The following is a 15,960-nucleotide window of genomic DNA, read 5'->3' as shown; positions in this document are numbered from 1 at the left end:
CAGCCTGCGGCAGCTCCTACACTGGAATGCGTTCCTCTGTAGGAGCTGCCGCAGGCTGCGATCTTTTTGCTTTTCTGTGGTCCATAGACACTCTTTAACCTTTAAACATTCGGTCACCCCGCGTGGCCAGTGCTAATCTCCACCGCTAAATTCAGCGGAGTCGAGCCGCGACCCGGATACGGGTTCAGGGAAGACGACCACACTTTCAGCCACGGAATCGATCAGGTCATTCATGAATAAATCAGCAGGCGTGCTTCTCGGAATTGTTGTTGCCATCGGCGCTATCAGTGCCGGCGGGGCCTGGTACACCGGCACCAAAATCGAAGGCGTGTTGAACACTGCCGTCGTCGATGCCAACAAAGAGCTGCAAACCGCCATGGCCGGTTCCAACGGCACGGCGGCGCTGGAGCTGGTTTCGCTGGAACGCGGCACCTTCAGCAGCACCGCGCACTACCGCCTCAAGGGCGAGGGCGAAATGTTCGGCGAGGCACCGGTCGAGTTGCTGTTCGTCGACCATATCGAACACGGCCCGCTGCCGTTCTCGCGTCTGGTATCGCTGAAATGGCTGCCGGTCATGGCCACCAGTCACTACGAGCTGGAAAAGACCCCGACCACTGAAAAATGGTTCGCCGCCGCCAACGGCGCGGCGCCGCTCAAGGGTGTGGTGAACATCGGTTACGACCAGTCGACCACCGGCAACCTAGAACTGCTGCCGCTGGAAACCGCGCTGGATGACAAGTCGAGCCTGAAATTCTCCGGCCTGAACATGGACATTTCCGCCAGTGCCCAGGCGCAGAAGGTCAAAGCCGACGGCTACATGGACAGCTTCAAGCTGACCTCGGTTGCTGAAGACCAGACGCCGGTACAAATCGAACTCAATGGCCTGACGCTGGCCAGCAACCTCGCCAAGAGCAGCTACGGCTACTACACCGGCTCCAACACTCTGGAACTGACCAGCAGCAAAACCACCTTCGGCGCCAAGCAATCGGTGTTGGGTGTGAAGAACTTCGAGATGAAGAACCTCACCGAAGAAAAAGGCACCAGCGCTTCCGGCCGTGCTGACTACAAAATCGGTGAGGTAACGCTCAACGACAAGAAGATCGGTGAGGCCAATCTGGCCATGAGCCTGAAGAACCTCGACATTCCGTCGGCCATGTCGCTGATGCAGGTTTATCAGACCAAACTGCAGCCGTACGAGAAAGCCGCTGCCGAGGCAACCGCCGCCGGTCTGCCGGCTCCAGAGCTGAAACTGACCCCGGCCGAAGAAACCCAGGTCAAGGCTGACCTGCAAAAGCTATTGGCCGCCGGCCCGCAACTGGCGCTGGAAAACTTCTCGCTGAAAACCGCCAACGGCGAGAGCCGCGCGACCATGGTCATCGACCTGACCAAACCAGCGTCGATGGATCTGCCGCCGGATCAACTGACCAGACAGCTGATCGCGCTGCTCGACATCAATGTGCAGGTGTCCAAGCCGATGATGGTCGATCTGCTCAGCGTGCAGGCGCAAGTTGACGGTCAGACCGACCCTAAAACCATTGTCGAGCAGGCCACCGCCACCGCCGACATGTTCGCCGGCATGGCAGTCGGTACGCAGTTGGCGACCCTGGACGGTACTAACGTGTCGACCAAGCTGCATTACGCCGCCAATCAGGTGGAATTCAACGGCCAGAAAATGACCGTCGAGCAGTTTGTCAGCTTCCTGATGAGCAAGTTTGCTGGCGTTACTCAGCAACAGTAACCCCACGGGTTACCTCGAAAAGCCCGGCCTCTGCGCGTAGCAGATGCCGGGCTTTTTGCTGTCTGGCGTTCGGGTTCTGGCCAGCGCTGACAGCCAATCCGTCATGAATCTGAACAATTATTGCGTTGTGAATGTTGACCTGCTCTTGCGTGCAAGACTGGCTGGATAAGCTTGGCCGTGGGCGACTGCTACGGCCTCCGTTACGAATTTGGGCAAGGGGCGCATCGCGACCCGGCTGGCCATGTAAGGATGCTGACGAATGCCGCGTAATGATGGTCCTGTATTACATCGTGGTTTACGCCCGTTGTTTCGAATCGCGCTGTGCAGCCAGTTGCTCTGGCCGGCCTTTGCGTTCGCCGACACGCCTTACGATCAAATGGTGCTCGATGCGCGGGCCGGACATTACACGCCTGCGCTGAGCGTGCTGCGGCAGGTGCCGCCGGGCCAGTCGAGCACCGGGCAGATCAGCGATCACCTGCAAATCGCCAGTTGGGCCGGGCTCGATGCCGAAGTGGTCAAGGTCTACGAGACCGAGGGCCGCGATCGGGTGTTGCCGGTGCAGGCACTGACTGCCACCGCACGCGCCTATCGCAACCTCAAGCGCTGGGATCAGGCGACGCAGCTCTACAACAAGGCCTTGGCGTTGGAGCCGGATAATGCCGATCTGCAACTCGGTCTGGCGCTGACTCAAGCCGATTCCGGCAAACCTGACGAGGCCGTGACGCGCGCCAAAGCGCTGGTCGCCGCCAAACCCGATGATCCGTCCCGGCGCCTCGCGCTCGGATACGCCTTGAGCCGCGCCGGCAAGCAGTACGACGCGCTGTTCGAATACGATCAGGCGTTCATTCGCGCCGGGAGCAAACCGGAAGTCGCCCGCGAATATGTAGTCGCCCTGCAAAAGGCCCGTCTGCCGGAGCCGGCGCTGCGTCTGGCCAACAAACGGCCAGGGCTGCTTGATCCGGTAACCCTGCGCCGCCTCGAAGGTGATCTGGCGGCCGAACGCGTACGCCTCGCCGAACTCGCCACGCGCAGTGAAAAAGAACGCTACGTGATCGCCGACCGTGCATTGGCCGACTACGACAAATTGCTCGCGACCTGGACGCCGGACGCTACTGCTCGCGAAGACGTGACGCGCTGGCGCATCGACCGCATGGGCGCGCTCAAGGCCCGTGCGCGCACTGCCGACGTCATCCGCGAATACCAGAAGCTGCAAGCTGAAGGCGTACAGATTCCGACCTATGCCTTGCGCTGGGTGGCCGCTGCGTATCTCGATCAGCGCGAACCGGAAATCGCCACCGACCTCTATCGCCAAGTGCTCTCGACCCCCGACGCCGACGTCGGCGATCGCCTCGAAGACAGCACCGCGTTGTACTACGCGCTGCTGGAAAGCGATCGCGCCGATGAAGCGCGCAAGGTTGCCGAGGAACTGGCCAAGGCCCAGCGTCCACGCATCGAACTCAAGGGCTTGCCGGTCGGCAACCCCAACGACGAATGGATGGACGCCCAGCAGCTCGCGGCGCAAGCCGGCACCTACGGTTCCGACTTGCCCCACGGCGAAGAACGCTTGCAGATGCTGGTCGACCAGGCACCGGGCAATATCGGCCTGCGTCTGGCCCAGGCAGATTTGTATCTGGCCCGCGAGTGGCCGCGCCGCGCGGAAAACCAGCTCAAGGAAACCGAGAGCATGGCGCCGCGCGACACGGGACTCGAAGTCGCGCAAGCGCGCACCGCCATGCAGTTGCAGGAATGGCGGCAGATGGATGCGCTGACTGACGACGTGGTTGCGCGTTTCCCGGACAACCGCCAAGTGCAGCGGCTGGCCCGCGAGCGCGAAGTGCATGACATGTCCGAACTGCGCGTCGAGGCCTACGGTGGCAAGGCTTACGGCGGTGATAGTGGCGATACCGGCGCGGTCACCGGCAGCAAGGATTTCGGGATCGAAAGCACCTTGTACAGCCCGCCAATCAATGAAGACTGGCGCGTCTTCGCCGGCGCCGGCTACGCCACCGGTGACTTTGCCGAAGGCACCGGCCATCACCGCTTCCAGCGTGTTGGTCTGGAGCGCCGCACCCGCGACATGACCCTCGAAGCCGAAGTCTCCAACCACTCCTACGGTTTCGGCGACAAGCAGGGCGCGCGCCTGGCGATCGCCCGCGACATCAACGACCACTGGCAATACGGCGGCAGTCTCGAATACCTGTCGGCGCAAACGCCTCTGCGCGCGCTCAACAGCGATATCACCGCCAACGGCGGCAGTGGTTTCATCCGTTGGCGCGCCAACGAAAGCCGTGAGTGGCGACTGTCGGTCAGCCCGTCGCACTTCAGCGACGGCAACAACCGCGTCGAAGCTTTGCTGACTGGCCGGGAAGGTATTTACAGCGCGCCCAACGTGCAGGTCGATGCCGGTCTGGAAGTCGCCACCAGCCACAACTCCAAGTCAGACGACGTGCCGTACTTCAACCCGAAGTCGGACTTCAGCGTGATGCCGTTGCTCAACGTCAACCACGTGCTCTACCACCGCTACGAAACTGCCTGGAGCCAGCAATTCCAGCTCGGCGCAGGTACGTACAGTCAGCGCGATCACGGCACCGGCGGCATGGCACTGGTCGGCTACGGCCAGCGTTACGCCTGGAACGACGTGTTCGAGGTGGGCGGCATGTTGAGCGCGATCAACCGGCCTTACGACGGTGATCGGGAAACCGATCTGCGTCTGCTCGTCGACCTCACTTTCCGCTTCTAGAAGAGTTTGAAGATGCCTTTTATCTCGCGTTTCATCCTTTTGCTGGGAGCGCTGGTGGTCAGCGCCTGCGCCCAGCAAGCTCCGGCGTTCACGCCTCCGTCCGAACGCCCGGTCGCGGCCAACGAAAAACCGTGGCCGAAAAACCACGTGCTGGGCATTGCCTACCATGACGTTGAAGATCGCGATCCCGATCAGGCCGTGGTGGCGGTGCGCACCGAGCGCATGATCGAGCAGCTCGCCTGGCTGCGCGAGAACAACTATCAGCCGGTGACAGTCGATCAGATCATGGCCGCACGCAAGGGCGGGCCGCAGCTGCCGCCGCGTGCGATTTTGCTGAGTTTCGACGATGGTTATTCAAGCTTCTACACCCGCGTGTTGCCGGTGCTGCGCGCCTACAACTGGCCCGCGCTGCTGGCGCCGGTCGGCAGCTGGATCGATACGCCGCTGAATCAACCGGTGGATTTCGCCGGCACCCCGCGTCAGCGTTCGGACTTCCTGACCTGGGAGCAGGTCCGCGAAATTTCAAAATCGGGGCTGGTGGAAATCGCCGCCCACACCGACGCCAACCACAAAGGCGTGCTGGCCAACCCGCAGGGCAACCTGCAACCGGCCGCCGCGACCCGCCAATACAACGCGGTCACCAAGCAATATGAAACCGAGGCCGAATTCAAGGCGCGCATTCGCAAAGACGTAGCGGCGATCTCGGAAAAAATCCGCAAGGTCACCGGCAGCAAACCGCGCGTGTGGGTCTGGCCTTACGGCGCGGCGGACGGCACTTCGCTGACGGTGGTCGGCGAGCAGGGCTACGAAATGGCCCTGACGCTCGACGACGGGCTCGACGCCCTCGACAACCTGATGAGCAGCCCACGCTTCCTCGTGGCGTCCGACCCGGATGGCGAACACTTCGCCAACAGCATCGTCGGCGTGCAGTCCGAAGCGCCAATGCGCGTGGTGCATGTGGATCTGGACAACGTCTACGACCCGGACCCGGCACAGCAGGACATCAACCTCGGCAAACTGGTGCAGCGCATGGCTGACATGGGCGCCAACACGGTGTTCCTGCAAGCCTTTGGCGATCCTAAAGGCGATGGTCTGGTGCACTCGTTGTACTTTCCCAACCGTCACTTGCCGGTGCGCGCCGACATCTTTGACCGCGTCGCCTGGCAACTGCGCACCCGTGCGCATGTGAAGGTCTATGCGTGGATGCCAGTGCTGAGTTTTGCGCTGGATTCGAAGCTGCCACGGGTCACCCGTTGGGATCCGCAGACCGGCAGCACTTCGGTCGATCCGCAGCAGTACAAACGTCTGTCGCCGTTCGATCCCGAAGTCCGGCGGATCATCGGCGAAATCTACGAAGACCTCGCGCGCCTGACATCGGTCGACGGCGTGCTCTATCACGACGATGCGGTGCTGTCGGACTTCGAAGACGCCAGCCCGCAAGCGCTCAAGGTCTACGCCGCCAACGGCTTGCCCGGTTCGATCAGCGCCTTGCGCGGCGACCCGGCGACGCTGCAGCGCTGGACGCGGTTCAAGAGCCGCTACCTGATCGACTTCACCAAAGAACTTACCGCCAAGGTGCGGGCGATCCGTGGCCCGCAGGTGCAGACCGCGCGCAATATTTTCGCCGAGCCGATGCTCAATCCCGAGAGCGAAGCGTGGTTCGCACAGAACCTCGACGACTTCCTCGCGACCTACGACTGGACGGCGCCGATGGCCATGCCGCTCATGGAAAAACAGACCCATGCGCAATCCAATCCCTGGCTCGAAGAGCTGGTGGCAACGGTCAAGGCGCGCCCGGGTGCGCTGAACCGTACGGTGTTCGAATTGCAGGCGCGCGACTGGACGAAAAAGGATCAGGCCGACATCGACGGCCAGCTATTGGCCGACTGGATGAGCACGCTCAAGCGTCAGGGCGCGACCAGTTTCGGTTACTACCCGGATAACTTCCTCGAGAACCTGCCGGACCTCAAAGCCGTGCGGCCTGCACTCTCCAATAAATGGAATCCATAACATGCTGGATAGACTGTTAGCCCTGCTTGTTCTGGCGCTCGTCCTCGGCGTGCCGCTGGGGCTGATCTTCCTGGTCACCGGGCAGTTCCTGATGGACTTCGTGTTCTTCTACCCGCTGTTCATGTCCGGACTGTGGATAGCCGGCGGCCTATATTTCTGGCTGCACTGGGAGCGGCACTGGCCGTGGAAGGACGACACACTGCCGCCACCATTGGCCGGCGAGCCGCTGATTTCGATCCTGATCCCTTGCTACAACGAAGGTGAAAACGCCGCCGACACCATCCACGCGGCGCTGGCCCAGCATTACCCGAACATCGAAGTCATCGCGATCAACGACGGCTCCAAGGACAACACCGCCGAAGTGCTCGATGCACTGGCCAAGGAAGACCCGCGTTTGCGCGTCCTGCATCTGGCGGAAAACCAGGGCAAGGCTGTTGCGCTGCGGATGGGTGCGATTGCCGCGCGCAGCGAGTATCTGGTGTGCATCGACGGTGATGCACTGCTGGCGCCGAACACTGCGGCTTATCTGGTGGCGCCGATGCTCGACAACGCGCGGCTCGGTGCGGTAACAGGCAATCCTCGGATTCGCACGCGTTCGACATTGGTCGGACGGGTGCAGGTCGGCGAGTTCTCTTCGATCATCGGTTTGATCAAACGTACGCAGCGGGTGTTCGGGCGGATCTTCACCGTGTCCGGGGTGATCGTCGCGTTCCGCCGCAGCGCGTTGCACCGGGTCGGCTACTGGAGCCCGGACATGATCACCGAAGACATCGACATCAGCTGGAAGCTGCAACTCGACCACTGGAGCATCTTCTACGAGCCGCGCGCGCTGTGCTGGATCTTGATGCCGGAAACTCTCGGCGGCTTGTGGAAGCAGCGCTTGCGCTGGGCTCAGGGCGGCGCCGAGGTGCTGTTCAAGAACATTCGCGGGATCTGGCAGTACCGCCATCGTTACCTGTGGCCGCTGCTGTTCGAATACTGCCTGTCGACGGGTTGGGCCTTCACCTTCCTGCTGTCGGTGATCTTCTGGGGCGTCGGCAAATTCGTGGTCATGCCTGAAGCCATCGCCGTCGATCACCTGATGCCGCCGGCATTTACCGGGTTGCTGCTGGCCTTCGTCTGCCTGGTGCAATTCGCGGTCAGCATCATCATCGACCGCCGCTACGAACCGGGCCTGGGCAAGACCATGTTCTGGGTGGTCTGGTACCCGATTGCGTTCTGGCTGGTCAGTTTGCTCACCACCTTGGTCAGCTTCCCCAAAGTGCTGTTTGGCCAACATCAGAAACGTGCCCGTTGGGTCAGTCCCGACCGTGGCATCAAACCGCTGAACGATGAAGAGGAGGTTCTCTAATGAAAATCATCCGGACCCGCCAACGGCCGTTTCTGGTTGTGATCGATGCGGTCTTCACCGTGCTCGCGTGGATCGGCCTGCTCTATCTGTTGGTAAGCGGTTTGTGGCCATTGATTGAAGCCCGTGAGGGCGGCCCACGGCTGGACAACCCGGCGTTTGATGCGCTGGGCACTCTGCAGATTTACCTGTGGGTGGCGCTGGTCAACGCGCTGATCCTGATCGGTTGGGCGCGTTATCAACAGCGCAAAAGCCGCAGCTTCGCTCAGCGCCGTTTACCTTCACCGGTGGTTGACGATGCGGGATTGAGCAAAAGCTTCAAGCTCTGTGGCGACCGCTTGCAGCAGCTTCGCGGTCAAGGCGTGATGACCATTCACAACGACCAGGAAGGCGACGTCAGCCATGTGGTGCCGCATTTCTGGCCGGTGCATCAGCAGGAACTGCCGGCACCGCTGGCTCCGCAGGAGCATCCACGGGTGATCTTTTTGCACGCCGAGGACGATGACAACCGCGAGCCGGTGAACCGTATCACCTGATCTCGCGAATCAGCCGCCACGCGTCCTCCATCGACAACGGCTGCTTCATGCGCTCGGCGAGTAACGCCATCGCCCGTTGTTCTTCACAGGCCACGGCGGCCACGACGATGCCGTTCTCGCCGAACAGTCCGATGAAGGGCGGCTGCTGCGGTTCGCCGATGAATTCGACGGCGTCCCAATGTTCGGCATGCCCGAGATAGTCGTAGTTCTTGCCGAAATGCCAGGTCCAGAAATACGGCACGTCGAGGTAATGTTCCTCGCCGCCGAGCATGTTCGCCGCGGCAATCCGCCCGTGCTGTTGCGCCAGACGCCAGTGTTCTATGCGTTGCGGCTGGCCGCTGAGCGGGAAGGTGGCGATGTCGCCGATGGCCCACAGACCATCGGCGACACGCATGCCGTCATCGACGCGCAGCGATTGATCGCCCTCGCGCGTCAGTGAGGCGAACGGCGCGGTCGCCGGTTTGACGCCGATTCCCGCCACCACCAGATCCGCCGACAAGCGCAGGCCATTGTCCAGCAGCACCGCTTCGACCTTGCCGTCGCCGACAATCTCGGTGGCCGCGTGCTCGGTGATGAATTTCACGCCGTTGGCTTCATGCAATGCGCGGATCGCGGTGCCGACCGCTTCGCCGAATTGCGCCGCGAAGGGAATCGCGTGGCGCGCCAGCACCGTCACTTCGAGCCCGTATTGGCGCAGCGCCGAAGCACATTCCAGGGCGATAAAACTGTCGCCGATAATCACTGCGCGCTGCTCGGGTTTAGCGCTGTTGATGATGCTTTCAGCCTGGGCTTTGGAGCGCAGGACAAATACCTGCGGCAGGTCTGCACCCGGCAGCTGGAGCTGATTGGGTATTGCGCCTGTCGCGAGGACGGCAGCGTCGTAATGGAGTGCCCGGCCATCCCTCAGATGCAGGGTTTTTGCTTCGGCATCGAGCGCGGTGACTTCGCCCTGAAGCCGGTTGATGCGCTGTTCGCGATAAAAATCTGCGTCGCGCAACGGCGGTATTTCCTCGGGCGGCATCTCCCCGGCGAGGACAAATTTGCTCAACACCGTGCGGTCGTAACCGGCGTCGGCTTCGCGGTCGATCATCACGATTCGCCCGCCGAAACCTTTTTCGCGCAACGCTGCCGCACACGCGGTGCCGGCTGCGCCTGCGCCGACGATCACAAAGGTGCGCGGATCATCCTCGGGCGGCGTGTGCGGGTCTGGCAGCGGCTGGTCATCGACCCATACCTCATCTCCCCGCAGTTCCAGCGGATAGCGCTTGAGACTGTCGAGTGCCGGCGGTTCGCACAATGCGCCGTCTTCAATGCGAAACGCAGCCTTGTGCCACGGGCAGATCAGTCGCCCATTGCACAGCGCACCTTCGGCCAATGGTGCCCCGGCATGCGGGCACTCGCCTTGAAATGCGCGCAATTGCCCGGCCGTGCGCAGCAGAACGATTTTGCAGTCACCGATCTGCACTTGCAGACCGCGCTCATCAGGCACATCGGTCAAACGGGCAACAAGGTGCAGGGACATGATCGCGCTCCATGGGCTGTCTCTCATACGAGTTGGGTCTGGAACGCGAGGTTCAGCCATTTGCCACTGCCAAGGTACGAACGGTACGGCTATAGTTTGCAAGCCGACGACGGCCCAACCGCATAAGGTGCTCCCGGAATGACCCGATTGACCTCTCTCAACCCTTGGCTGGCGGCCGTTGCTGTCGCACTTTGCGTGCAGTTTCCGGCGCAGGCCCAGGAGCGCTTCACCCTGAGCATTCCGGGTGTTTCGGATAACCGTCTGTTCACCTCGGCGGCGGCCAGCGATGCCAGCGGCTGCGGCGGCAAGAACCAGTCGCCGGCCCTGAGCTGGAACGCCGGGCCTGCGGGCACCCAAAGCTACGCCATCGTGATGCACGATCCGGACGGTCAGAAGGGCCTGGGCGTTGATCACTGGATTCATTACGGCATCAAATCGACCACCCGGCAGATTGCCGCCGGTGTTGGCGCCAAGTCGGCTCTGGAAGGCGTTGGCGGCACCAACAGTAAAGGCAACACGCACTATATGGGGCCGTGCCCGCCGGTCGGCGACAGTGCGCACCATTACATCATCCAGATCTACGCATTGGATCTGGCGCCGGACGCCCTGCCTGCCGGTCTGAGCCGCGCCGAGCTGATGGAAAAGATCAAAGGCCACGTGCTGCGCAACAGCAGTGCGGTGCGCCGTTATCACCGCTGAAAATTTTTTCAGGGCGTTTAACCCGAACGGAAAGGGCTGCCCGTCTCACAGGATGAATGGATCAATTTCCTCCTGAGGTCAGCCCCCATGTCCCGTTCCCTGCCTTTGTCTTCGTTGCGACCTGTCGCCTTCGGTGTGCTGCTGGCGATCGCCGGGTGCGGCGTTTCTTCCAATCCTGACTCCGCCGTTGTGACGCCTGCGGCTCAGCCTGAATCTGCGGTGCAACACGAAGCGTTGCAGGCTGACGGCGCGCTGGCCAAACGCAGCGTGCGTGCGGCGCCAATGGCCAGTTTTGCGCCGATGCCGGCCGGTGAAAGTTATCCACAGGGCTATCGTGACGAACAGCGGGAGCAGTATCAGGCGCTGGCTGATAACCCGATCCACAGCGTTGCCGAAACCCCGGTTTCGACCTTCAGCGCCGACGTCGACACCGGCGCTTACGCCAACGTCCGGCGCCTGCTCAATCAGGGGCGCCTGCCACCGGAAGGCGCGGTGCGGCTGGAAGAAATGGTCAACTATTTCCCCTACAACTACGCGCTGCCCAGCGATGGCTCGCCGTTCGGCGTGACCACCGAACTGGCCGCCGCGCCATGGAATCCGCACACACGCTTGATGCGCATCGGCATCAAAGCCTCCGACCGCGCCGTGGCGGAACTGGCCCCGGCCAACCTGGTGTTTCTGGTGGACGTCTCTGGTTCGATGGATCGCCGTGAGGGATTGCCGATGGTCAAAAGCACCCTGAAATTGTTGGTCGATCAGTTGCGCGAGCAGGATCGCGTGTCGCTGGTGGTGTATGCGGGCGAATCCAGAGTGGTGCTGGAGCCGACGTCCGGACGCGAAAAAGCCAAAATTCGCAGCGCCATCGAGCAATTGACTGCGGGCGGTTCGACCGCTGGCGCTTCCGGCATCGAGCTGGCCTATCAGATGGCGCAACAGGCATTTATCCCCAAGGGCATCAACCGCATCCTGCTGGCCACCGACGGTGACTTCAACGTTGGCGTCAGCGACTTCGACAGCCTCAAACAAATGGCTGTGGATAAACGCAAAACCGGGATCTCCCTGACGACTCTGGGTTTCGGTGTGGATAACTACAATGAACACTTGATGGAACAACTGGCCGACGCTGGTGACGGCAACTACGCCTACATCGACAACCTGCGCGAGGCACGCAAAGTGCTGGTGGATCAGCTCGGCTCGACCCTCGCGGTGGTGGCGAAAAACGTCAAGTTGCAGGTTGAGTTCAACCCGGCGCAGGTCAGCGAATATCGTCTGCTGGGTTACGAAAACCGCGCGCTGAAGCGTGAGGATTTCAGCAATGACAAAGTCGATGCCGGTGAAATCGGCGCAGGACATACGGTGACTGCCTTGTATGAAATTGTTCCGGTGGGTGAGAAGGGTTGGCTGGAACCGCTGCGCTACGGAAAAACCGGCGCCGAAATGTCCGAGAAGAACGGAGAATTGGCCATGCTGCGTGTGCGTTATCAACAGCCTGACGGTGGGAAAAGTCTGCTGATCGAACGGCCAATCGCCAATCAGGTCACGCCGGCCAGCGAGGATCTGCGCTTCGCCGCTGCGGTCGCGGCGTTTTCCCAACAGCTCAAGGACGCTCGCTACACTGGCGAATTCAGCCTGAAAGACACCGAAGCCCTGGCGCGCGGCGCCCGTGGTGATGACCGCTTCGGCCTGCGTAGCGAGTTCGTGCAACTGGTGCAGCTGGCGCAAAGTCTGCGCATCACCACCGCATCGAATCTGACCGACACTGAGCGACGGATTGAATAGTGAGCCGATTGAAAGGCTTCATCACTCAGCTGTTTGCCACCGCAGACAGCCCCGAAGCCAGCAGCGACGAAGCGCTGCTGGCGCGTTATCGCGAGGGCGAGGGCGCGGCTTTCGAGATCTTGTACGCTCGCCATCGTCAGGGCTTGTACCGGTTTTTGCTGGGACTTAGCGGTAAACCGGAGCTGGCTGACGAGGTGTTTCAGGAAACCTGGCTCAGCCTGATCCGCAGCAGCAGTCAGCCACAAGGCCGCGCGACATTTCGTACGTGGTTGTTCCAGATTGCGCGCAATCGCCTGATCGATCACTGGCGCAAACACGGCGCCCGGCAACCGCTGCACGACAGCTACGACGAACAGACCCACGCCATCAGCGACGACGCCAGCGACCCCGAGCAACTCTTGTCCCTCAGCCGTGACAGCCAACGTTTGGAGAGCGCCCTGCAAACCCTGCCCGCCGACCAGCGCGAAGTATTTCTGCTGCGCGCCCATGGCGACCTCGACCTGGTGCAAATCGCCAGCCTCACCGAAACACCGCTGGAAACCGTGAAAAGCCGCTTGCGCTACGCCCAGCAAAAACTGCGTCGGCTGCTGGCCGAGGAGGTACTGACATGACTGACGCCCGCCAGACACCCGAAGAGCAACTGCTCAAACACGTTCGCCAACAGCACAATGCCGAACCGTCGGCGCAGCTTGATGCGTTCATTCTTGATGCGGCCCTGCGCCAAGTCCCGGCACCGAAGCCCGATTTATGGCAGCGCTGGCTCCAGGCGTGCCGCAAACCGCGTTATCAAGTGGCGTTCGCCAGCCTGGTCGGCGTGGCGCTGATGCTGTCACTGGTGCAGCGCGCGCCGGAATCCGTGCCTCAATACGATTTCGCCCCGGCCGCCAAACCCGCCGCGCCAGTCGCTCGTAAAGAAGCCCGCTCAATGGCCGCGCCCGCACCGATGGCCGAAATGGCTGCGCCCATGCAAAGCGAATCGATCAGCGCCGACACGGCGGACGAAGCCAAAGTCGCCAAACGCGCCGCCGCCCCGGTCAACGGTCTGGATGAGCAACTGCGAGAACTCCTGCGCCTGCGCGAATCCGGACAAGCGCAAGCCGCCGACACCCTGTTCAACAACCTGCACAAACGCTACCCGAACGTCGATCTCGACCTGCGACTGAAAAAAATCCGCAAAAACTGACCAACCAATCCTCCAGCCATTTGGCAGTGCCGCGCAAAAACGCGCATTATCGAGGCATTGCCGATGCGCTGGAGACCACCGTGGCACCAAAAATCGACCGCATCGCCCAACTCCTCAACTGCCCTGCGAAGGGCGACGAAATGCGCCGCGCGATCACCGAGACGCGTAAGGAATTTCTGCTGAACCAGCCGGAAGAAGATGTGCTTGAGGAAGAGGACGTCTTTGAGGAGGAGGTTGGGGAGGATGAAGAGGACGACGATGATTATGATGAGTTTGATTGGACGACGGAGTGAGGGGTGACTGCGGAGCTCCACCACCCTCAAATTACTGAGCATTGAGAGTGGTAGGGCGGTGACGCTAGAGGAACAACGGTCGATGTTTCTTGGGCTACCCAAGAAACTACCCAAGAAACCGCCTCAGAAACTACCCAAGAAAGCTACTTCACCAGAGGATTGAACCATCAAGTTTTACTTGATAGTTGCTCAGTCTGGGAGCTATGGCCGGATACCGCTTCAGACTTAGAGCATGAGCTTGTCAGAGAGCGACAGGCAGGTACGTCATCTTTAGCGGTATCAACCGCTTGGTCTCTGAATCTGTCTGCCCATAATGTTCAACCAATGCGCGTACGAGGTTATCCAGCGTCCAAAGCGTCAGCGGCACACTGGCCCGTTCAGCTTCGTAATAGGCGTCTTTACTGAAACCGCCGGTGCTCACGTAAAGACCACGATCATCTTTATGCCGCCCTCCAAGGAAGCTGCGGATTTGCTGACTGCCCATCTGCTCTTTGCGATGCTTAACTTCAACAATGATCCGCGGATTCTCGAAACCGAAACCATCCGGTGATGCGATGATGTCTTTCCCGCGATCAGGGCCAGCCGGGGAGACCTGAGTCTTGTAGCCCATCGCTCGCAAAATACCGGCGACTAGGTGTTGCATATCGTCCCATGGTAGGGCGCTGATCAGATCCTTGATGCGCTCTAGGGCCAAGCTTTCCATACCTGCGAGAGGATCGCTGTCTGGATATTCTTCTTCGACCGGGGGCAACACAGGTTTTTTGTTTCCTGCGGCCATCGCTTTCAGCTCTTGAAGCGCGAAGTCCGGAACGACGAATACTGTGAGTGTGGAGCCGAGACTGTTTTTGCTCGCTGAGGTGAGACTGTCGCGATCTACTTCCTGATCGATCCACTGCACTGGGCGAGTCAGGGACATTCCGAGATCAGCCAGTTCAGGGTTGTGTTTGAAATCGCCGGTGATCTTGCCAACGAGATAGGTGCGGTTGGCCGGAGAGTAAGTAACAACCCAGTCACCAGACTGAATTTCATTGATGAATCGCCAAACCTGCGACGCGCCTGATATGGCTGTGCCGGGTTTGATGTTGGGCTCGATGTCTTGATAAAGGCGGGTTATTTCTTTTCGCGACATGCCGGGTTTGGCCAACGGAGCGAGCTGTGACCACCCTATTGCCACCACGCCACGTTCACGAAAATCGTCGTAGAGGCGACCAGACTCGCCACGGATCATCCACATTTTGGTCATATCACCTCCTTGGTTTTGTAGTTGGTATGGCACGCGGTCGCTGCATTTACGCATCGAGTAGATTGCAGCATAAGTTAGATTCTTCAGCCCTCGCAGGCAAACGCCGAATTCCTCGATCAATGAAGCTGGGATGATTTACGGCAGTTGTAAACTCTAAGTTGACAACTGCCATTCCAGCCAAAGCCTCTCTGATCAAAAGGCTTGCAAAACCCATTCGAAAATCATCGCTCAAAAAAAGCCCCGGACTTCCGCAGTCCGGGGCTTTCTCGTTTGATTCATGGTGCACCAGGCGGGATTCGAACCCACGACCCCTGCCTTTGGAGTCCTAAAAGTCGGACATTTAGAATCAACACGTTAGTGGGGATTATCTGGGAATCAATGGGTTGTATTAACTAGGGTTAGCGGGTCTTCGCCCTGATTAGTGGGGCGAGTGTGGCAAATTTGTGGCGTCTAATCAAAATCTGCGACTCATCGCATGCGCTTCCATCTACCTTGTATGAAGGACAGTATTGCGGCGGGTGGACATTCCCAATAATGCTGCTGACCGAATTCATTTGCCCAGTCTTAAATTCGTTGAGGCTCATCCTGCAAAGCAGACCTCTCTCTTATTTCGTTCTGTCTCATCATCAACCGCATCGTCTGGCGGCGAAAGTAAAAAACGGGTAATAAAATTCTCAACAAAATCATATGGATAGAGTCGGCCTAACTTAGATGTCTTTATGGTGATCCCATTCTTGGCGTGTGTGCGGAGCTATGCTGGATGCGCTATAATCACCTGCGCAGAATAGCTGGCTAGGTAGGGAGCTCAAGATTTAGTAATATTCTCATGGCGTATTTCATCCCATTTTTGATAGATGGTTGTGATGATT

12 protein-coding genes are annotated in these 15,960 nt (G+C 60.1%); 10 read left to right on the top strand and 2 right to left on the bottom strand.

Annotated elements, in window-relative coordinates; all coding sequences use genetic code 11:
• Positions 1-232: 232 nt before the first annotated feature.
• The 5 genes from ACP7BN_RS05140 to pgaD all read left to right on the top strand — a co-directional run bounded on the left by ACP7BN_RS05140 (position 233) and on the right by pgaD (position 8,372).
• On the top strand, positions 233-1,738 hold the full coding sequence (locus ACP7BN_RS05140) for a YdgA family protein (protein WP_426202151.1): 1,506 nt from the start codon (positions 233-235) through the stop codon (positions 1,736-1,738).
• 259 nt (positions 1,739-1,997) lie between these two features.
• Positions 1,998-4,478: a poly-beta-1,6 N-acetyl-D-glucosamine export porin PgaA gene (gene pgaA, locus ACP7BN_RS05135; RefSeq protein ID WP_426202148.1), complete on the top strand. Its 2,481-nt coding sequence runs from the start codon at positions 1,998-2,000 to the stop codon at positions 4,476-4,478.
• A gap of 12 nt (positions 4,479-4,490) precedes the next feature.
• On the top strand, positions 4,491-6,488 hold the full coding sequence (pgaB, locus tag ACP7BN_RS05130; RefSeq protein ID WP_426202146.1) for a poly-beta-1,6-N-acetyl-D-glucosamine N-deacetylase PgaB: 1,998 nt from the start codon (positions 4,491-4,493) through the stop codon (positions 6,486-6,488).
• 1 nt (position 6,489) lies between these two features.
• Positions 6,490-7,839 carry a poly-beta-1,6-N-acetyl-D-glucosamine synthase gene (gene pgaC, locus ACP7BN_RS05125; RefSeq protein ID WP_426202143.1) on the top strand — a complete coding sequence of 450 codons (1,350 nt, stop codon included), beginning with the start codon at positions 6,490-6,492 and terminating at the stop codon, positions 7,837-7,839.
• Entirely contained in the window at positions 7,839-8,372 is a 534-nt protein-coding gene (gene pgaD, locus ACP7BN_RS05120; RefSeq protein WP_426202140.1) for a poly-beta-1,6-N-acetyl-D-glucosamine biosynthesis protein PgaD, read from the top strand. Before pgaC ends, pgaD begins: the two co-directional genes overlap by 1 nt.
• On the opposite strand, the gene ACP7BN_RS05115 is transcribed toward pgaD, so the two are convergent.
• The gene (locus tag ACP7BN_RS05115) at positions 8,365-9,894 is read right to left on the bottom strand and encodes an FAD-dependent oxidoreductase (RefSeq protein WP_426202137.1); all 1,530 of its coding nucleotides are present in this window, start codon (positions 9,892-9,894) and stop codon (positions 8,365-8,367) included. The genes pgaD and ACP7BN_RS05115 overlap by 8 nt on opposite strands.
• 138 nt (positions 9,895-10,032) lie before the next feature.
• On the opposite strand from ACP7BN_RS05115, the gene ACP7BN_RS05110 reads away from it, so the two are divergent.
• The 5 genes from ACP7BN_RS05110 to ACP7BN_RS05090 all read left to right on the top strand — a co-directional run bounded on the left by ACP7BN_RS05110 (position 10,033) and on the right by ACP7BN_RS05090 (position 13,848).
• Positions 10,033-10,593, top strand: a complete 561-nt coding sequence (locus ACP7BN_RS05110; RefSeq protein WP_426202135.1) for a YbhB/YbcL family Raf kinase inhibitor-like protein — start codon at positions 10,033-10,035, stop codon at positions 10,591-10,593.
• A gap of 87 nt (positions 10,594-10,680) precedes the next feature.
• Complete coding sequence (locus tag ACP7BN_RS05105; RefSeq protein WP_426202132.1) at positions 10,681-12,372, top strand: vWA domain-containing protein; 1,692 nt, start codon at positions 10,681-10,683, stop codon at positions 12,370-12,372.
• Positions 12,373-12,401: 29 nt separating this feature from the next.
• Entirely contained in the window at positions 12,402-12,983 is a 582-nt protein-coding gene (locus tag ACP7BN_RS05100; protein WP_426202214.1) for an RNA polymerase sigma factor, read from the top strand.
• Positions 12,980-13,555 carry a hypothetical protein gene (locus ACP7BN_RS05095; RefSeq protein ID WP_426202130.1) on the top strand — a complete coding sequence of 192 codons (576 nt, stop codon included), beginning with the start codon at positions 12,980-12,982 and terminating at the stop codon, positions 13,553-13,555. Before ACP7BN_RS05100 ends, ACP7BN_RS05095 begins: the two co-directional genes overlap by 4 nt.
• A 20-nt stretch (positions 13,556-13,575) precedes the next feature.
• The gene (locus tag ACP7BN_RS05090) at positions 13,576-13,848 is read left to right on the top strand and encodes a hypothetical protein (RefSeq protein WP_420651036.1); all 273 of its coding nucleotides are present in this window, start codon (positions 13,576-13,578) and stop codon (positions 13,846-13,848) included.
• A 241-nt stretch (positions 13,849-14,089) separates the two neighbouring features.
• On the opposite strand, the gene ACP7BN_RS05085 is transcribed toward ACP7BN_RS05090, so the two are convergent.
• Positions 14,090-15,091: a restriction endonuclease gene (locus ACP7BN_RS05085; protein WP_426202127.1), complete on the bottom strand. Its 1,002-nt coding sequence runs from the start codon at positions 15,089-15,091 to the stop codon at positions 14,090-14,092.
• Positions 15,092-15,960: the final 869 nt, after the last annotated feature.

The sequence above is a fragment of the Pseudomonas sp. TWP3-1 genome, from assembly GCF_049896625.1.
Taxonomy (GTDB): Bacteria; Pseudomonadota; Gammaproteobacteria; order Pseudomonadales; family Pseudomonadaceae; genus Aquipseudomonas.
Note: the sequence above shows the minus strand (reverse complement) of the source record. Positions and strands in the feature narration are given on the sequence as shown.

Excerpts from the sequence above, each read along its gene's own strand:
- ACP7BN_RS05105 (WP_426202132.1), top strand. The coding sequence starts at position 10,681 with ATGTCCCGTTCCCTGCCTTTGTCTTCGTTGCGACCTGTCGCCTTCGGT.
- pgaB (WP_426202146.1), top strand. The coding sequence starts at position 4,491 with ATGCCTTTTATCTCGCGTTTCATCCTTTTGCTGGGAGCGCTGGTGGTC.
- ACP7BN_RS05110 (WP_426202135.1), top strand. The coding sequence starts at position 10,033 with ATGACCCGATTGACCTCTCTCAACCCTTGGCTGGCGGCCGTTGCTGTC.
- ACP7BN_RS05095 (WP_426202130.1), top strand. The coding sequence starts at position 12,980 with ATGACTGACGCCCGCCAGACACCCGAAGAGCAACTGCTCAAACACGTT.
- pgaA (WP_426202148.1), top strand. The coding sequence starts at position 1,998 with ATGCCGCGTAATGATGGTCCTGTATTACATCGTGGTTTACGCCCGTTG.
- ACP7BN_RS05085 (WP_426202127.1), bottom strand. The coding sequence starts at position 15,091 with ATGACCAAAATGTGGATGATCCGTGGCGAGTCTGGTCGCCTCTACGAC.
- ACP7BN_RS05140 (WP_426202151.1), top strand. The coding sequence starts at position 233 with ATGAATAAATCAGCAGGCGTGCTTCTCGGAATTGTTGTTGCCATCGGC.
- pgaD (WP_426202140.1), top strand. The coding sequence starts at position 7,839 with ATGAAAATCATCCGGACCCGCCAACGGCCGTTTCTGGTTGTGATCGAT.
- pgaC (WP_426202143.1), top strand. The coding sequence starts at position 6,490 with ATGCTGGATAGACTGTTAGCCCTGCTTGTTCTGGCGCTCGTCCTCGGC.
- ACP7BN_RS05115 (WP_426202137.1), bottom strand. The coding sequence starts at position 9,894 with ATGTCCCTGCACCTTGTTGCCCGTTTGACCGATGTGCCTGATGAGCGC.